Source organism: Roseobacter sp. CCS2, assembly GCF_000169435.1.
Classification (GTDB): Bacteria; Pseudomonadota; Alphaproteobacteria; order Rhodobacterales; family Rhodobacteraceae; genus Yoonia.
The window spans coordinates 362,392-379,854 of record NZ_AAYB01000003.1; the positions used below are offsets into that span (position 1 = coordinate 362,392).

General features: G+C 54.7%; 16 protein-coding genes and 1 tRNA gene. 13 read left to right on the top strand and 4 right to left on the bottom strand.

Going from position 1 to position 17,463, the window contains the following annotated elements; genetic code table 11:
* Positions 1 to 68: 68 nt before the first annotated feature.
* The 10 genes from RCCS2_RS13060 (at position 69) to RCCS2_RS13105 (ending at position 12,200) form a co-directional block, all read left to right on the top strand.
* Positions 69 to 1,742, top strand: coding sequence for a BCCT family transporter (locus RCCS2_RS13060; protein WP_008234949.1), 1,674 nt, complete (start codon positions 69 to 71; stop codon positions 1,740 to 1,742).
* Between the two features lie 71 nt (positions 1,743 to 1,813).
* The gene (locus RCCS2_RS13065; protein ID WP_037294199.1) at positions 1,814 to 3,031 is read left to right on the top strand and encodes an aminotransferase class V-fold PLP-dependent enzyme; all 1,218 of its coding nucleotides are present in this window, start codon (positions 1,814 to 1,816) and stop codon (positions 3,029 to 3,031) included.
* 30 nt (positions 3,032 to 3,061) lie between these two features.
* Positions 3,062 to 4,480 carry a cryptochrome/photolyase family protein gene (locus tag RCCS2_RS13070; protein WP_008234952.1) on the top strand — a complete coding sequence of 473 codons (1,419 nt, stop codon included), beginning with the start codon at positions 3,062 to 3,064 and terminating at the stop codon, positions 4,478 to 4,480.
* A 127-nt stretch (positions 4,481 to 4,607) separates the two neighbouring features.
* Positions 4,608 to 5,816: an SAM-dependent methyltransferase gene (locus RCCS2_RS13075; RefSeq protein ID WP_008234953.1), complete on the top strand. Its 1,209-nt coding sequence runs from the start codon at positions 4,608 to 4,610 to the stop codon at positions 5,814 to 5,816.
* A gap of 38 nt (positions 5,817 to 5,854) precedes the next feature.
* Positions 5,855 to 6,298, top strand: a complete 444-nt coding sequence (locus tag RCCS2_RS13080) for a TrgA family protein (protein ID WP_008234954.1) — start codon at positions 5,855 to 5,857, stop codon at positions 6,296 to 6,298.
* Between the two features lie 3 nt (positions 6,299 to 6,301).
* On the top strand, positions 6,302 to 7,417 hold the full coding sequence (locus RCCS2_RS13085) for an NUDIX domain-containing protein (protein WP_008234955.1): 1,116 nt from the start codon (positions 6,302 to 6,304) through the stop codon (positions 7,415 to 7,417).
* Positions 7,418 to 7,485: 68 nt separating this feature from the next.
* Positions 7,486 to 8,514, top strand: a complete 1,029-nt coding sequence (locus RCCS2_RS13090; RefSeq protein WP_008234956.1) for a cysteine synthase A — start codon at positions 7,486 to 7,488, stop codon at positions 8,512 to 8,514.
* Positions 8,511 to 10,829 (top strand): DUF3772 domain-containing protein, encoded by a 2,319-nt coding sequence (locus tag RCCS2_RS13095; RefSeq protein WP_008234959.1) that lies wholly within the window; start codon positions 8,511 to 8,513, stop codon positions 10,827 to 10,829. The genes RCCS2_RS13090 and RCCS2_RS13095 overlap by 4 nt, the downstream gene beginning before the upstream one ends.
* Complete coding sequence (locus RCCS2_RS13100) at positions 10,826 to 11,542, top strand: alanyl-tRNA editing protein (RefSeq protein WP_008234960.1); 717 nt, start codon at positions 10,826 to 10,828, stop codon at positions 11,540 to 11,542. Before RCCS2_RS13095 ends, RCCS2_RS13100 begins: the two co-directional genes overlap by 4 nt.
* Before the next feature lie 4 nt (positions 11,543 to 11,546).
* Entirely contained in the window at positions 11,547 to 12,200 is a 654-nt protein-coding gene (locus RCCS2_RS13105; RefSeq protein WP_008234961.1) for a M35 family metallo-endopeptidase, read from the top strand.
* Here RCCS2_RS13105 and RCCS2_RS13110 read toward each other — a convergent pair.
* Positions 12,197 to 13,342, bottom strand: a complete 1,146-nt coding sequence (locus tag RCCS2_RS13110) for an AI-2E family transporter (protein WP_008234962.1) — start codon at positions 13,340 to 13,342, stop codon at positions 12,197 to 12,199. The two genes, RCCS2_RS13105 and RCCS2_RS13110, sit on opposite strands and share 4 nt — an antisense overlap.
* 129 nt (positions 13,343 to 13,471) lie before the next feature.
* On the opposite strand from RCCS2_RS13110, the gene RCCS2_RS13115 reads away from it, so the two are divergent.
* Positions 13,472 to 13,561 (top strand) — tRNA-Ser (locus RCCS2_RS13115).
* 625 nt (positions 13,562 to 14,186) lie between these two features.
* Positions 14,187 to 14,360, top strand: a complete 174-nt coding sequence (locus RCCS2_RS18420; protein ID WP_156788545.1) for a hypothetical protein — start codon at positions 14,187 to 14,189, stop codon at positions 14,358 to 14,360.
* Between the two features lie 2 nt (positions 14,361 to 14,362).
* Here RCCS2_RS18420 and RCCS2_RS13125 read toward each other — a convergent pair whose 3' ends face one another.
* Together RCCS2_RS13125 and RCCS2_RS13130 are read right to left on the bottom strand one after the other, a co-directional pair.
* The gene (locus RCCS2_RS13125) at positions 14,363 to 14,959 is read right to left on the bottom strand and encodes a hypothetical protein (protein ID WP_008234963.1); all 597 of its coding nucleotides are present in this window, start codon (positions 14,957 to 14,959) and stop codon (positions 14,363 to 14,365) included.
* Between the two features lie 24 nt (positions 14,960 to 14,983).
* A complete protein-coding gene (locus RCCS2_RS13130; protein ID WP_008234964.1) occupies positions 14,984 to 15,172 on the bottom strand; it encodes a hypothetical protein in 189 nt (62 codons plus the stop codon).
* A 404-nt stretch (positions 15,173 to 15,576) separates the two neighbouring features.
* Here RCCS2_RS13130 and RCCS2_RS18195 point away from each other — a divergent pair, with 404 nt between their 5' ends.
* Entirely contained in the window at positions 15,577 to 16,275 is a 699-nt protein-coding gene (locus RCCS2_RS18195) for an outer membrane protein (RefSeq protein WP_083791192.1), read from the top strand.
* On the opposite strand, the gene RCCS2_RS18425 is transcribed toward RCCS2_RS18195, so the two are convergent.
* The gene (locus RCCS2_RS18425; RefSeq protein ID WP_008234967.1) at positions 16,189 to 16,944 is read right to left on the bottom strand and encodes an Arm DNA-binding domain-containing protein; all 756 of its coding nucleotides are present in this window, start codon (positions 16,942 to 16,944) and stop codon (positions 16,189 to 16,191) included. The two genes, RCCS2_RS18195 and RCCS2_RS18425, sit on opposite strands and share 87 nt — an antisense overlap.
* Positions 16,945 to 17,463 lie beyond the last annotated feature (519 nt).

The window sequence follows — 17,463 nt, forward strand, 5'->3', positions numbered from 1 at the left end:
ACGGTTTGGTCGCATCGTGTTTCCGTGTACCGTGACACCATAATAAATAGCCAACAGGGAATACGACCATGGCACCAAAACCACCACTAATGGATTTGCCGATCAAAACGGCAACGAGCGGATTCTACCGCGGATTTACGAAAGACGTGACAATTACGGCCAAAATATTGGTCGGCGCATTGATCATTTGGGCGGTTGCCTTTCCAGATCAGGCGGCGGCTGTTCTGGGGGGGATCAACGGCTTTATTCTGGCGTCGTTTAACTACTGGTATGTCTACGCGATGGCGTTCTTTGTCATCCTTTGTCTTGGTCTGGCGCTGTGGCCAGCGGCGGGCAGACTGAAGCTGGGGATGCCAGATGATGAGCCGGAGTTTACGAATTTCTCTTGGTTTTCCATGATGTTCGGTGCCGGTATTGGTATCGGCATGCTGACATTCGCAACGGCCGAGCCGATGTATCACTGGGCAAGCAACCCATCAACGATCATGGGTGACACGACGGGCAGCACCGCAGGTAACGTCCGTGATGCTTATATATGGTCGTTCACACACTGGGGGCTGGCGGCCTGGGCATCCTACGCGGTTGTCGGATTGGCGCTTGGTTATTTCTCATATCGTCGTGGTCTGCCGCTGACGATCCGCTCTGGTCTGACACCGCTGTTTGGTAAAGCACTGTCTGGCCCATTGGGGCACGCCGTCGATGTTGTCGCGGTTGTGGCGACGGTTCTGGGTGTTTCACAGACACTTGGTTTCGGGGTCGAGCAGTTCATTTCCGGCCTCTACCGCATCGGCTTTGGTGAGTGGCTTTACACGACAAACGCTGCCGGTGAGCAGTCATCCTCGACCATGGCGATTATCGTGGCTTTGATGGTGATCATGGGTGCATCAACGCTGTCCGCGCTGTCGGGTGTTGGGAAAGGCATCAAATGGCTATCCAACATCAACATGGGGCTTAGCTTCTTTATCCTTGCCTTCTTCATCATCTTTGGATCGACCTTCTTTGGTCTGACGGCGTTGTTTGTGGGGATCTGGGATTACCTCATTTCGATCCCCGGCAACATCTTTACGGTCTGGGCTGCTGATGGCACCGAACAGGGTGATGCATTGGCTGGCTGGCAAGGTGGTTGGACCATCTTCTACTGGGCCTGGTGGATTGCATTTGCACCGTTTGTAGGCGTGTTTCTTGCCCGTATCTCGCGTGGGCGGACAGTGCGTGAATACGTGCTGGGCGCGCTGATCATTCCTGCGGTCATGTGCTTTGTCTGGTTCGCAATCGTTGGCGGTACAGCCATTGATCTGGAACTGAATGGCGATGCGAATGGCGCGATCACAGGGGCCGGTCAGTCTGATCAGCTCTTTGCGATGCTGGCGGTGATCCTGCAGCCAACATTGGCGTGGATCATGTCGGTGATCGTGGTGATCCTGCTGTTGACCTATCTGGTCACGTCCGCTGACTCGGCTGTGCTGATCATCAATACGATCAATGCGGCGGGTGACGAAGGGCCAAAGGCACGTCCGCATATCCTGTTCTGGGGTGCTGCCCTTGCGCTGGTTGTGGGTGGTTTGATTATCGCCGGTGGTCTGGGTGCAATCCAGACGGCCATGGTAATCGGGGCACTGCCATTCAGCCTTGTGATGGTTTTGATGGGTATCGCGCTGATCAAAGGTATCTGGCTTGACAGCAAACGCGAGGCCGCAGGCATCGCGACGACCGTAGAAGATGACGCCGTCCCTGCGGAATAAGTCACGCATCTTTTGAAAAATGATCGGCCCCGATGCTTGCGCATTGGGGCCTTTTTATTGATCCTGCGACCATGACTTTAGATATCGCATGGGTGCGCGCCCAATTCCCCGCCTTTGATGAACCTTCTTTGCAAGGCCAGGCCTTCTTCGAAAATGCAGGTGGGTCTTACACCTGCCGTTCGGTGATTGATCGCCTGCATCGGTTCTATACCGAAAGAAAGGTGCAGCCTTACGCACCTTATGATGCATCCCGTTTGGGTGGCGCAGAAATGGACGAGGCGCGACGCCGTCTGGCAAAGATGCTGGGGGTGGAAACCCACGAGGTATCTTTCGGGCCATCCACAACGCAGAACACCTATGTGCTGGCACAGGCCGTTCGCAAGTGGATCAAACCGGGGCAAAGCATCGTTGTCACCAATCAGGACCACGAGGCAAATAGCGGCCCGTGGCGCAGGTTGGCGGAAGAGGGGATATCTGTCCTTGAATGGCAAATTGATCCTGACACAGGTGAGCTGAACCCGGACGATTTAGCGACACTGCTGGAACAGGATGTAGCACTGGTGTGCTTTCCGCATTGTTCCAATGTTGTCGGCGCAATCAATGATGTGGCGGGTATCTGCAAGCTGGCCAAGGCCGCAGGCGCACGCACGGTGGTGGACGGCGTGTCTTATGCGCCGCATGGCTTTCCTGATGTGGGTGCGCTGGGGTGTGATGTGTATCTGTTCAGCGCCTACAAAACTTATGGTCCCCACCAAGGCATCATGGTGATCCACGAGGATTGGGGAATGGAACTGCCCAACCAAGGGCACCACTTCAACGGTGATACGCTTTACTATCGGTTCACACCTGCCGGGCCAGACCATGCGCAGGTTGCGGCCTCTGCCGGGATGGCTGATTATTTTGAGGCGATGTCTGTGCATCACGGGGGTGGCAAGGGGGCGGATGCCGCGCGCACATCGCATGATTTGATGCGCGATTATGAGGTCGCGGTTTTGCAGCCTTTGCTGGATTATGTATCTGCCAAGAACGCGGTCCGGTTGATTGGTCCCGCGGATGCTGCGCGCCGCGCGCCGACTGTGGCAATGGCGCTTGAGACAGACGCAGAGGAAGCGGCGGCCAAACTTGCCCCGCATGGCATCATGGCCGGTGGCGGTGATTTTTATGCACAGCGTCCGCTGTCTGCGGTCGGTGTTGACCTGTCCAAAGGCGTGTTGCGGGTTAGTTTCGTCCACTACACCACCAAAGATGAGGTTGACGCGCTGATGGGCGCGCTAGATCAAATCTTGTAAGCAGGCCAAGCAGCCCTGCGCGGAGGTCTGATGAGCAAATCCCCCATTCTGATGTGGTTCCGGCGCGATCTGCGTCTGGGCGATCACGAAGCATTGACAGCGGCCTGTGATGCGGACCGGCCCGTGATCCCGGTGTTTATTTATGATGAGCTGACCGAAAGCATGGGCGCTGCGCCCAAGATGCGCTTGGGCCTGTCGGTCGCTGATCTGGCGGCGTCGTTGAATGAAAAGGGCAGCAAGCTGATCCTGCGCCGTGGTAAAGCGCTTGATGTCTTGCGGGAGCTGATCAAGGACACCGGGGCTGATACGGTTTACTGGTCGCGCCTTTATGATCCCGATGGCAAGACGCGCGATACGGATGTGAAAGCGGCGCTGAAGGATGATGGTATCACCGCCGAAAGCTTTAAAGGTCATGTGCTGTTTGAGCCTTGGACAGTCGAGACGAAAATAGGTGGGTTCTACAAAGTCTACACACCAATGTGGAAATCTGTGCGGGGCAATGATGTGCCAGCGGCACTACCCACACCGGGGACAATCCCGGTGCCTGACAGTTGGCCGAAATCTGATGATATCGCCGATTGGCAAATGGATGCGGCGATGCACCGTGGCGCCGATACCCTGAAAAGCCACTGCACTGTGGGAGAGGCAGCAGCCTCGCATCGGTTGGGGGCGTTTATTGCCAATCACGTGGCCAATTACGTCAAGAACCGTGACTTGCCAGCGGTCGACGGCACTTCTGGCCTGTCCGAAAACCTGACCTACGGCGAGATTAGTCCGCGCAAATGCTGGCACTCTGGTTGGCAGGCGCTGAATGACGGGAAAGGGGATGCTGAAACGTTCCTCAAAGAACTGGTTTGGCGAGAGTTCGCGTATCATCTGGCCTATCACACGCCGCGTATCACGACAGATAACTGGAAAGAAGACTGGGATGCCTTTCCCTGGAACACCGATGAACGTCTGGCCGAGGTGAAAGCCTGGAAACAAGGGCGCACCGGCATTCGTTTTGTCGATGCAGCCATGCGCGAAATGTATGTGACAGGCACGATGCATAACCGGGGGCGCATGATCGTGGCGTCCTATTTGACGAAACATTTGTTGTGTCACTGGAAGATAGGCATGAATTGGTTCGCCGACTGCCTGATCGACTGGGACCCATGCAGTAACGCAATGGGCTGGCAATGGTCGGCAGGGTCGGGGCCGGACGCGACCCCCTATTTCCGGGTATTCAATCCGGTCACGCAGTTGGACAAGTTCGACAAGGATCGCGCCTATATCAAAAAGTGGATCGCAGAAGGCACTAAGCGTCCCAGCGCGACAGCACTGTCATATTATGATATGATACCCGAAAGCTGGGGTATGACGGCGCAGGACAGCTATCCTGATCCGATTGTGCCTGCGGACGTTGGACGCAGCCGTGCTTTGGACGCTTATCAAAACAGGGGCTTTTGATTTCCGTAAGGTCAGGAAGGCTATTTTTGAACGTTTTCCGTGACTTCGCCGTATCAAAGGTTAACTTGATGAAAAAGCTGGGCCGCAAAGAACGGCCTGTGGCAACGATAAGACGACAGGAAGACAAATGATCTTAACAAGTACAGACGGCCAAACGGGGCTGCCGCGTTACTTTGGCCGCGTGTTTGATCAGGTGAAAGACCTGCAAAAAGGTCGGGTCGATATCATTTTACCAGACGGACGCCATTTTCGCGCCGAAGGATCCCAGCCGGGTTATGTGGCCGAGGTGCATGTACACAACGACGATCTGTTCGCCCGCACCGTGCGCGAAGGCGACATGGGATTTTCCGAAGCCTATCTTGATGGCTGGTGGACCACGCCTGATCTCATGGCTGTGATGGATTTCATGCATGATGAGGCTGATCACATTTATGATGGGTTTCCGGCCCAAACGCTGATCCGCGCCTATGAACGGCTGCGGTTTTGGATGCAGCGCAATTCAAAAAGCCAAGCCCGCAAGAACATCAGCTATCACTATGACCTGGGCAACGAATTTTATAGTCTTTGGCTTGATGACACGATGACCTATTCATCTGCGATTTTTGAAACTGGTCAGGAAAGCACTGAAGCCGCGCAAACGGCGAAATACGCCAGCATGGTTGATCAGATGGGCGCCAAAGCGGGCGACCATGTGCTTGAAATTGGCTGCGGCTGGGGTGGTTTTGCCGAATACGCCGCTAAAGAGCGCGGGATCAAGGTCACCGGCCTGACGATCAGTCAGGAACAGCACGACTACGCGGTTGCGCGCATGGCGAAAGCAGGCCTTTCGGATATGGTCGAGATCAAGATGCAGGATTACCGGGACGAAAAGGGCACCTATGACGGGATCGCCAGTATCGAAATGTTCGAAGCGGTGGGTGAACAGTATTGGCCGACTTACTTTGAAACGGTGCGCGAACGGCTTAAACCGGGCAAGAACGCAACACTTCAGATCATCACCGTAAAGGACGAACGATGGGAAAGTTACCGCAAAGGGGTCGACTTTATCCAGAAGTACGTCTTCCCCGGTGGCATGCTGCCAAGCCCGAAGGTTTTGCGGCAAGAGGTTGAAAAGGCTGGATTAAATGTCAATAATTCAATTGAGTTTGGCAAAAGCTACGGTTTGACATTGCGCCGCTGGCATCAAACCTTCAATGAAAAATGGGATCAGGTTGCGTCTTTGGGATTTGACGAACGCTTTAAGAGAATGTGGGATTTTTATCTGACCTCTTGTGCCGCGACTTTTGATAGCAGAAACTGCGATGTAACGCAGATTACCGTGTCGCGACCGAGTTGAGTGAGAGGTCGCGCGCGTCAAAAAAAGGACGCAGTGACATGCCCACAGCCGGACGTCTTGCTGGTGCAGTTATATTTGGTTTGTTTGGGTGGTACCTTGCCGGCCTAACCATTCCGTTTTTTCCAGAATCAAATGCCCCTGACTTCTGGCTTCCAGTGGTCGGCGGCATTAGTCTTATCATTGGATGGCGCGTGTGCGGTCGTCGTGCCGGACAAGGGTACAGCCCAGCAACAGGTATTGGGCTGACATGCGGTGTTGCGATCGTATTTTGCTCCATCTTTATAGTGTCCTTTAATCAGATGATAAAAAACGCACTACGCAATCGTTATCGAGACGGGACAATGGAAGCGGTGACTGATGTCTTCAATCAGATGATCGAATTCTCGATTATGTTTGCGGATGTGACACTGATCGCAACTGTGTTGATTGGTGGCGTCGTCTGTGCGTGGGTGACGGAGTTTTTTGCCCAACGCTTTCCCTAGATTATGGACCTTTTTGTTTACGGCACCCTAAGGTCGCCTGCATTGATGGCTGCCGTATCCGGCGCGCTGCCGCACACCAGCCTGTCGGCCACCCTTGATGGATACGGTGTGTTTCCGGCCGATGGTGATGTGGTGCCATTTATCGCGCAGCAGGCTGGCGCTGTAGCGGAAGGCATCGTCTACAAAGACGTTACCGACGTGCAAATGAGCCGCTTGAACCTTTATGAAGGTGCCTTCGATTATCGGCTGGTTCCGGTCACGGTGCAGACGCCAGCCGGGCGGCTGGCCGTGTCATGTTATTTGCCGTCTAATGATGCCAAGCCGGGCGCTGAAAGCTGGTCTTTAGCTGCATGGGAAAAGGACCACCTTGCGCCTGCAATTCTGGCCGCGACAGAGGTTTTTACGCGCGACCCGCTGCCTTCTTCCTCGGCTCTGCGGGCAATGTGGCCTATGGTTGAAGCGCGCGCATGGTCAAAACATCGCGCAAAACCATCACCGGCCACCCGCCGGTTTAGACCCGGGCCAACGGATTTTGCAATTGAACGGGCGCATTCGCCACATGGAAATTTCTTTCTGTTTCAGGCGGTTGATCTGCAGCATCGCCAGTTTGATGGTGGTGTGACCGGTACACTGAAACGCGAGGCGTTTTACGGTATCGATGCTGCAATTGTGCTGCCCTATGACCCGGTTCGGGATCGCGTGCTTTTGGTTGAACAAGCACGGATCGGTCCGCGGCTGCGCCATGATCCTAACCCTTGGATGTTGGAACCTGTGGCAGGTATTATTGATGCGCGCGAAACCCCCGAAGACGCCGCGATGCGCGAGTGTGAGGAAGAGGCGGGCCTGCATATAAAAGAGATGGTCCCTGCGGGATCATTTTATGTGTCTCCGGGGGCCACAACCGATTATTTCTATACCTATGTGGGGTTATGCGATCTGCCGCAGCTGGAAACCTACAGTGGCGGGCTTGAGGAAGAAGCGGAAGATCTGCGACTGCATCCAATGTCACTTGATGCCGCCATGGACTTGGCCGATAGCGGTGAAATCGCAACCGGCCCGGCGCTTTTCCTGCTTTATTGGTTGCTGCGCCATCGGGACCGATTGCGCGCCCGAGGCTGATCCTTTGTTTGCTTGATGTTGTGCAGTCGCGGTCCTACACAGAAACAAGTGAATGAAAGGGCTGTGACATGACCATTAAGACCGATCTTGCAGACGCCGTGGGAAACACGCCCCTGATAAAGTTGCGCGCCGCGTCCGAAGCGACAGGATGCACCATTCTAGGCAAGGCGGAGTTCCTAAACCCCGGTCAATCGGTTAAGGATCGTGCCGCCCTTTTTATGATCAAAGATGCCATCGCGCGCGGTGATCTGCGCGCCGGTGGCACCATTGTTGAAGGGACGGCGGGCAACACCGGGATTGGCCTGGCCTTGGTTGGGGCCTCAATGGGGTTCAAGACGGTCATCGTGATCCCGGAAACGCAAAGCCAGGAAAAGAAAGACATGATCCGCGTCGCAGGGGCGCAATTGGTCGAAGTACCCGCAGTGCCTTACGCCAATCCCAATAACTACGTAAAGTATTCCGGTCGTCTGGCGGCCGCATTGAATGAGACTGAACCCAATGGTGCGATTTGGGCAAACCAGTTTGACAATACGGCCAACCGGCAGGCTCATATCGAAACAACCGGGCCTGAGATTTGGGAGCAAACAGACGGGAAAGTTGATGGATTTACCTGTGCCTGCGGCTCTGGTGGTACGCTTGCCGGTGTGGGCCATGTATTGCAGCCAAAGGGTGTGAAAGTTGGTATTTCCGATCCTGATGGTTCGGGCCTCTATAAACTTTATACCGATAAGGTGCCGCCGGCAGGAAATTCGATCACTGAAGGGATCGGGCAAGGCCGCATTACGGCAAACCTTGAAGGGTTCACCCCGGACTTTGCCTATAAAATTCCTGATGCCGAAGCATTACCGATTGTGTTCGATCTGCTGCAGCACGAAGGACTTTGCATGGGCGGCTCTACCGGTATCAACATCGCTGGCGCGATACGCTTGGCGCGGGACATGGGGCCGGGGCATACGATTGTGACGATCCTGTGTGACTACGGCACGCGGTATCAATCCAAAATCTTCAACCCAACGTTCCTGCGTGAAAAGGGATTGCCTGTGCCGGATTGGATCGAAGCCGATGTCGACGTACCAGTGGTGTTTGAAGACGTATGATCCGGCATTTCATCGCGTTTGGCCTGCTGTGCCTGTGTATTGCGGGCGGTCCCGTGGCAAGCGTGGCGCAAGAGCAAGCCACGACTGAACTTGCGTTGCCTGACGCCAATGAGTTCGAGCGTCTTGCCGAACGGGCCGAGGCTATTGCAGCGCGCGATGATGCATCCTTGTTTGCAATCAGCAGGTTACGTGGCGAACTTGTCGTCTGGCGCGATGCTTTTCTGGAACGTTCAGAGGTTAATACCGGGCGTTTGGCAACCGTTGACACACAAATAGCGGCATTGGGTCCCGCGCCTGAAAGCGGCGAAGAAGCTGAAAGCGTTGCCGCGCGCCGGGCAGAACTAACCGCCCAGCGCCAAGCATTGATGGCACCGCGTTTGTTGGCGCAAGAGGCGCATGCGCGCGCAAACGGCTTGATCGGCGAATTTGATGCACAGTCGCTACAGCAGCAAACCAGCGAACTGACCGTGCGCGGTCCATCACCATTGAACCCAACACATATCGGCGCTGCAATGGCGGCGCTTTGGGGGCTGGTCGAAGTTGTTGGCGCCGAGGTCACAGCAGGGGTTTTCACGCAACGCCAGTCAGGGCAATTGGCGCGCGAACTTCCGCGGGCATTGGTCTTGTTCATCATCGGTATTGGATTGTTGGGGGCAGGGCGCCGGTTGGTGACCCGTTGGCGTTCCCGCGTGGCTACAGGCGCGCGTCGTTTGCGACCGTTGCTTTTGTTTGCCGTCTCTGCTGTCCAGTTGATTGTCCCTTTGGTGGGGCTTTTTGTGTTGTCAGAGGCGCTGCAATCCCTGGATATATTCGGATTGCGGGGCGGTGATGTTGTCGCGGCGATCCCACTTGCCGGTTCATTTGTCATTCTTGGTTGGTGGCTTTCACGGCTGATCTTTCCCACGGGTGTGACACAGGGATACCTTGGATATGATGCAGCGACGCGCGCCACAGGACGCATGCTAAGTGCCGCTATCGCATGGGTCATGGCGATTGGTACGCTGATTGGGGCCGGGCTGCGCACGATGGAGATGACACCAGGTGCGGAGGCCGCGTTCGAATGGCCATTTCTATTCACCTTGGGCGTTTTGTTCTGGCGGTTTGGCCGCGTGATTGCCACCAAACCGCAAGCGCGCGGTGATGAGGTTGTTTCAGCCGGGCGGATGCGTGGATATCTTGGCCGGGTTGCCACGATTGTTGCCATTGTCGCGCCTGTGCTGGCGGCCATCGGCTATACGGCTGCTGGCATCGCACTATTGGGGCCCTCTATCTTGTCCATGGCGCTGATTGGTGTCTTATTCCTGCTACAACGCATCGCACATGACATGACGCAGCGGCCCGATAACGAAGAGGACTTTCGCGGCATGTATGCGCTGGTCCCGGTTATTGTCAGTTTCGTGCTTTTTATCGCCAGTCTGCCGCTTTTTGCCTTGATCTGGGGCGCACGCGTTGATGACCTGATCGAACTGTGGACCCGGTTCCGCGAAGGGTTTGCGATTGGTGAAACCCGCATTTCGCCGACCGATTTCCTGATGTTCGCCGCCGTTTTTGCTGTGGGCTATATCCTGACCCGCTTTATTCAGGGCACGCTGCGCAAATCGGTCTTGCCACGGACGCGGCTTGATCTGGGCGGTCAGAACGCCATCGTCGCGGGCTTTGGCTATGTCGGGATCATTCTGGCTGCGATTATTGCGATCACAAGTGCGGGGATTGATCTGTCGAACCTTGCGATTGTCGCTGGTGCGCTGTCTGTGGGCATCGGTTTTGGTTTGCAAAATATCGTGTCGAACTTTGTGTCCGGTATCATTTTGCTGATCGAACGCCCTGTCAGCGAAGGGGACTGGATCGAGGTGGGCGGCCAAATGGGGTATGTGCGGGCGATATCCGTGCGCTCGACCCGGATTGAAACGTTTGATCGGACCGATGTGATCATTCCCAATGCGGATTTGGTCAGCGGTCAGGTGACAAACTGGACGCGTGGCAATCTGGTGGGCCGTGTTATTGTCCCTGTCGGGGTCGCCTACGGCACAGACGTCGATAAAGTGACCGAGATTTTGCGCGGCATTGCCGAAAACCATCCGCTTGTTGTGATGACACCGCCGCCTGCGGTGCTGTTCCAAGGCTTTGGTGCAGACTCGCTTGATTTTGAAATCCGCGCCATCCTGCGCGATGTGAACTATGTGCTGGTCACAAAATCCGAAATGAACCACGCGATTACCAAGGAATTCGCGGCTGCCGGTATTGAGATTCCGTTTGCGCAGCGTGACATCTGGTTGCGTAACCCCGAAGTGCTCAAGGATCCGACACCATCATGACAGAACTGCTTTTCCGCAAAGACGCCTATGCCCGCGAAGCGACAGCCAAAGTGAGCCAGATCACGTCGGAAGGCGGGATCGTGCTGGATGGGACAATCTTTTATCCCACGTCCGGCGGCCAGCCCGGCGACAGCGGCACGTTACGCTGGAAGGGCCGCGAGATTGATATCGCGACGACGGTGAAAGGCGAGGGGGATGCGGTGGTCCTTGTTCCGGCAGAACCGGCAGGGATGCCCACGATAGGCCAAGACGTGACCCAAGTGCTGAACTGGGACCGGCGCTATCGTCATATGCGCGTGCATACCGCGTTGCACCTGTTGTCGGTGGTTATCCCGCTGCCGGTATCAGGCGGGTCAATCGGGGCCGAAAAGGGGCGCTTGGACTTTGACATGCCCGAAGCACCCGAAGATAAGACTGCCTTGGAAGACGACATCAACCGTTTGATCGCCTGCAACATGCATGTGACCGAGGAATGGATCAGCGATGAAGAGCTGGACGCCCAACCTGATCTGGTGAAAACCATGTCTGTGCAGCCCCCACGCGGAACCGGCAGGATCCGTCTTGTGCGCATTGGGGTCGGCGATGAAACAGCCGATTTGCAGCCCTGTGGCGGGACGCATGTCGCCAACACCGAAGAAATTGGGCGGGTGCGTATTGGTAAAATCGAAAAGAAAGGCCGCCAGAACCGGCGCGTCTATCTGCATCTGGAGTAGGGCTATGTGGCGTTTTGTAATCCTTTTGGTGGGGTTGACCTGCGCCAGCCTGCCTGCCGCAGCAGACAGCAGGTTTGCCGGATGCGACGTGGAACAGTCCAGGATTATTGATGACGCGTTCGGCACTGCAAAAGACCTCACACTGAAAGCAGCGGTCGCAGTCGGCGACACGGCAGATTATCAGCGCTGGTTCGGGGATTATTCGGCAGCAAACGCCGAACAGGTTCGCGCAAGCCTTAAATCTATCGTGGTTGCACTACGCAGTGGTGCTGTCACGGCACAATGCGATCTGGTTACGGATGAAGGATGCGATGGTGGGAACTATGCATGGGTTTATGCGCACGAACCTTATTTGATGCATTTGTGTCCGTCATTTTTCAATCTGCCACCTTTGACGGCGCTGCGCCCAGGCGATAGGCGGTCTGACAACGGAACACGCGAGGGGACAATTGTGCACGAAATTTCGCATTTTCGGCCAGTCGCGCAGACCGAGGATCATTGCTATTCACGCAGCGAGTGTTCGCAGATGGCGCAACGCGATGCGCGCCGGGCGATCGAAAATGCAGATAGCTATCAGTACTTTACCGAAGATGTGACGTATTTTGCCCGTCAGCCCATGGCAGACAAGCCACCACCGGCACCTCGCGCGAACCGCTAATCGCGGCGCAGGTCCTGTCCAAACAAATCACGCTCAATCGGTTGATCCAGCATCTTTTCGGATTCTGGCAATCCTTCGCGCGAAAGCAGAACAGCGACATTGCGCAGGTTTGGCACATGGCTGCATACAACCAACAGCATCACCATGATTGGCACCGAAAGAAACATCCCCGGAATGCCCCAAACCGCACCCCAAAAAGCCAGTGACAGAATGATCCCAAATGACGACAGGCGCAGCGCGCGCCCCATCAACATCGGATCAATGATACTGCCGTTGATAAATTGAATGACGCCAGCAATGGCAAAGATGGCAAGGGTGATCGTTGCATCGCCAAGCTCCACATGGGCCACCAGCGCGATCAAAGCAGTTGCGACGATAGAGCCGATGTTTGGTATGAAGTTCAGCACAAAGGTGATGATGCCCAGCGATGTCGCCAGCTCAAGGCTGAACGCCTGAGCCAGAACAAAAATCATCGCGCCGGTGATTGCGCTGATCACGGTCTTCACCAACAGATAATAGTTCACGCGATGAATGATAGACTGAATGATTTTACCCACGCGCTCTGCCTGCACCTCATCGCCGACAAGGCTGAGGAGCTTGGTCTGAAACCAAATCCGCTCTGCAAACAAAAAGCCCACAAAGAGAATGATCAGCACGGTGCCCTGCGTCACACCGCTTGCCTGACTGGCGGCACCACGCAAATAGCTTGAGATTTCGACAGATTGCAACGCATTGAAGACCGCCAGCTGGCTGTCCTCACCCAGAAACGCAAAAAGCGACGCGACGGCAGAGGGCGCGCGTTCAGCATAAGACAGGGTTGTGACAAGGACAGTGTTCACTTGTGCCAACAGGATTGACGTCAGTGTCAGCAAAGCAGCTGCAATCAGCACCATCGCCGCGATACTGGCAAGTGTGTTGGGAATGCGAAAGGGCCCAACCCTTTGGCGGGCAATAAAGTTGATCACATCGCTGGTCAGGCTGAAAAGAATAATCGCCGTGGCCAGCGAGATCAGCACAAACCGCGCTTGCACCAGCAAGAAAAGCACCACAGCAAAGGCAATAATCAACAGTGCACCGGTCTGCAGACGCGTCGTTTCGCTTGGCCTTTCAGCTTTGCCGGTTTTCGGCGGATCGTGCAGCATGTGCTGATAGGCCTCTCATCATCGAAGCTTCTTTTGTAAGGTGCAGTTGGGGCTGCCGTAAAGGGGGCTCACAAACATATGTCTAGGGTCTTGCAAAGTCCGGGCACTTGAGGCTAAACCCCGCGTCACGGACAGGTGGCCGAGTGGTCGAAGGCGCACGCCTGGAAAGTGTGTAGGCGGGAGACCGTCTCCAGGGTTCGAATCCCTGTCTGTCCGCCACAAAATCAGTAATCGTCATATAAATAAGGGGTTCTATGAAAATGGAAATCGCCAAGGTCCATCTCAGGTCCAGATTTTTGCAGATTGCTACTGACCCTTGATGACGTTGCGTCACCTTTTAGACGTACTTGCTGATTTGCTCCAAAGGGTCGGCCCGCCAACCGTTTCCGGTGTGACGTGGCGGGCGTCCTTTTTATGGAAATGAGCGCAGAATGTCGCGGGGCTGCGACGTGGGCAAGGTGCCGCGCGTCGTGGATTTGCTTGCGGGTCAGGCCAAGGTCGGCGGTGGTGGGCTTGTTCTCATCCGAAACATGCTGATTGTCTGCACGCGTCCTGACTTCGCCACAGCCCTGCGCTGCGTTGAACCCACGCGCCAAACGCATCGACCTTGGGGGACCATCTCCCCTTGGTACGACGCACGGCCCGCGCTCTGCTCCAAAATACCCCCTAGAACGATTTGAGAACATCTGATATTCTCGCATCTTATGTTGCGTTCCGATTTCACCCGTTACAAATACCCGCACCACCTCGCTCAGAGCGGCGATGATTGGTTGATCAGGTACAAAGGTGGTCGCCCCGTTGCGCGGGCATCTCTGGACCAGCGCACAACTCCACATAGACGGCAGTGTGGGTTACGTGGACTGATCCCGGCACCAAAGGCACCACAGCCACGCTAGAAGAGGCCCTACAGGTAATCAAAGGCGCGATCCTTGCCCTACCGCCAGAAAAGCGCGTTAAGCCCATGACACCGGGCGACAGGGCGCGCAGGGATAATCCGGGGCTGCGGCACTATCGGTAGCACTATGTGGCCTCGGAAATCCTTAAAAGTGCCAACTCAGGCGTCGCAATGTGCTGCATCCCCAATTTGGACAGTCCAACGGAGTTTTTCTGAAAGTCCTTGGTGTTGTTCGTCACGAAGACGTCTCGGCCAGCGTGAATGTGCGAGTAAGCCGAAACAACATCGCACCAAGTATTACGCCACTTCGACAGTGCCTCCGATTGGATAGCTGTGCCGTTCAGTTCAGTACCATCTGGCAAGAAATTCGATGGGCGGTTTGGCAAGTTTGGCGCTATGACTTCCCAAAGTGCATCCATATCGCGCTGGAAGTCATCGCCAACACAGTAACAGAAATCCATGTAGCTGAGGTCAAATATGCATGGCATCAAAACGATTGGTAAGTTTTGCCAACCTAGCGCAGCAACCCTGTCCTTAAATATGTTTGCGTGTCCCGGAAATCTCTTTGAGCGGGTGTTTTCTGACGCTGACGCGGCAAGCAACGCAACCTCAATATCGCCCTTGCGGTGTCGGTTAATCAATTCGAGCACGTCTTGGGCTTGAGGCCGTTGTTCCTCAACTTCAATTACGCAATTCCAATCAAGTGTAAATTCAGGCTTCATTTGTTTTTCCGTTGAAAGAAATTTTCAGTTTAGGTTGGTCAGATACCTGATGCGGGCGTCTAGCAACTTGCGCCGCAATGAGGCGTCGCCCCCCGCCATCTGGTCTACTTCGGTCTGAAAGGTAGCGTCGCTTTGCGTAAAGAACTCATGGGCAATAGCGCGAAAAGTCTGTTCTGCCGGGCCCATTTCGTTGCTGTCATCGGCGTTATCCATGCGGGCATAATATCAAATCAGCACATCAAACAGCAAGGCAAACGCAAACGGTTACAGTTCCGGGCATTTCCATGCGGCACCGAGATTTACGATTATTGCGCCACAGTTATGATATGCACAACAAAACAATTTTCCTAATTTCTGGAAAAATTTCTGTTAGTTGGGGTGTCCGGTATCCAGCAAGCAAATGCTCAGATTTTTTACCCCCCCTACCCATGCCAAAGGCGAAGCCAATGATTGGCGTGTTCTGATCTGAAACGCTGGAATGAAGCCGATGCTGACTAATTAAAACAACAACATAACAATATTGAGCCATTATCTTTCCTTGATGGCCACCTAACTGAGGGCATGACCGCACGACGTGCGCCAAACTTGTTCCAATTGACCTCTGAAAGGACCTTCAAATGAAACGATTTCTTCTGTTAACAACCACCTTCATTAGCTTCACAACCGTCGCACTAGCTGAGACACATGAGACGCCAGCGGTTGATGCCTCTGCCATGTTTGCGCCTCAGTGGTCCGAATTCTATGCGTTTGGGCAGGTAAGCGCGCCCATCGGCGTGCAGCCTGAATACACCTATGTTCCCGTAGACTCCACAACAGAGGTTCCGATGGAGGGCGCAGCAGCCGTCATTGGGATTGGATATGAGGTTGCGCGGACAGGAAATGTGGTGTTTGCAGTTGAGGCTGACATCTCGTTCGGCAACTATGACTCTGGCCAAGTGCTCGTAGATACCACTCCTTGCATTACCAACGCTCCAGATGAGGCTTGCAGGGCGGAGGTTAGCGCTATTGCCACTGGGCGGGCGCTGATCGGTTATAAGCAGGGTGCCTTTACGCCATATATTACAGGTGGCGTTGCCATAGCGCGCGCTTCTGGTCACGCAGATACTGGCGCATGTGGCGGTTCGGATTGTGATTTTGATGAAGCGCTAACGGGTTGGACCGCCGGGCTTGGCATCATTTATGACATCAATGAGACTTTCGCCTTAAAAGCGGACCTGCTTCAATATGAGTTAGAGGACCCGGAGTTCGGCAGCGATAGCGTCACTGGCAGTTTTCGTTTCGGGGAAATTCGCATCGGCGCAGTCTATCGTTTCTAATGACCGGCAACGCAAAGCGATAGCACAATCACTGCACCGCGCTGTCGCCGCGCTCTTTCTGCCCCCGCACAATATCCAGCATGTCAGTTGTAAGTGCCACAGATTGAAGCGTTGGGCTGCACCGCCATCGGCGTCAGAGTCGTTTTTCTCTGCCCATTGCAGAACCTGCCCGGCAAACAACAGGGCCTTGTCGATGGTTGGGTATTTGTCCTGCCAAAGAGGCCGCGCCATGTCGGCGAGATGCTTGGGCCGGATTTCCGCAATCTCCATTGTGCCGATAGCAGGGATCACGATTGCGTCCATCTTGGTCATGAACCCATATCCCTTGCCGCCGTTTTTCCAGCCGCGTTGAATGTCGGCATAAGCCAAGGGCAGAACATCGGCAAAGGTCGTGCCTGACGACAGATTGGCCTGCACAACGGCCTCAACCGCTTTCTTTGGGTTCAGCCCCTTCTTTGCATCCAACTGGTGCTGTGTGTGTGCATCCTTGGCCTCAGAAAGTCGAATAGTTGGATAGGTGCCAAGCGACATAGTGACAGGATCACCGCCCACTGTGTAGCGGCCCTGAAAGCTGCCCGTACCGTCGCCATTGGACTTGTATTGCAGCCCCATCATAATCTTGTGGTTGCCCTTTGGCAGGGACTTGAGTTGAAGGTCTTTAGTGATCATTTTTGTTCGTTTCCGTGTTTGTCTGACGCAGCCCAAGGTCCAGATTTTTCGCCATTGGGGCCGAAAACCATCATTCGAACAAAACCAAAAGCTTATCCGCCAGCTAGGAACAGCCCATTGAAAACGCAATATATTATTTGAAAGCTACTGACCTTTAGTTAGGTCTTGAAAACGGCACTGAGGTCCACATCGTCAGACTGTCTGTCCGCCACCTAGCTTTTTGCGACATTGGTCATGCCGTCCCCGAACAGGGGACGAAGCTGCCCCTAAATATGAACATTTAGGGGCGCCTCAAAAGCTGAGCTGTTGCGGGATTGACCTGCAAACATCCGACAGTGATCGTTCACACGACTGATGTGACTTTCGTATATGTTGCGGAGAAAACCGCCAAGCATATTGGAAACGCGCAGAAGGTGACGATCTTGGTCACTTGCATAAAAACAGCAAGCCTCCACCACAAAATGCAATGCGAAGGGGGAGGCAAAGCGCATCATTCACACGATAGCATGATGCGTTCTT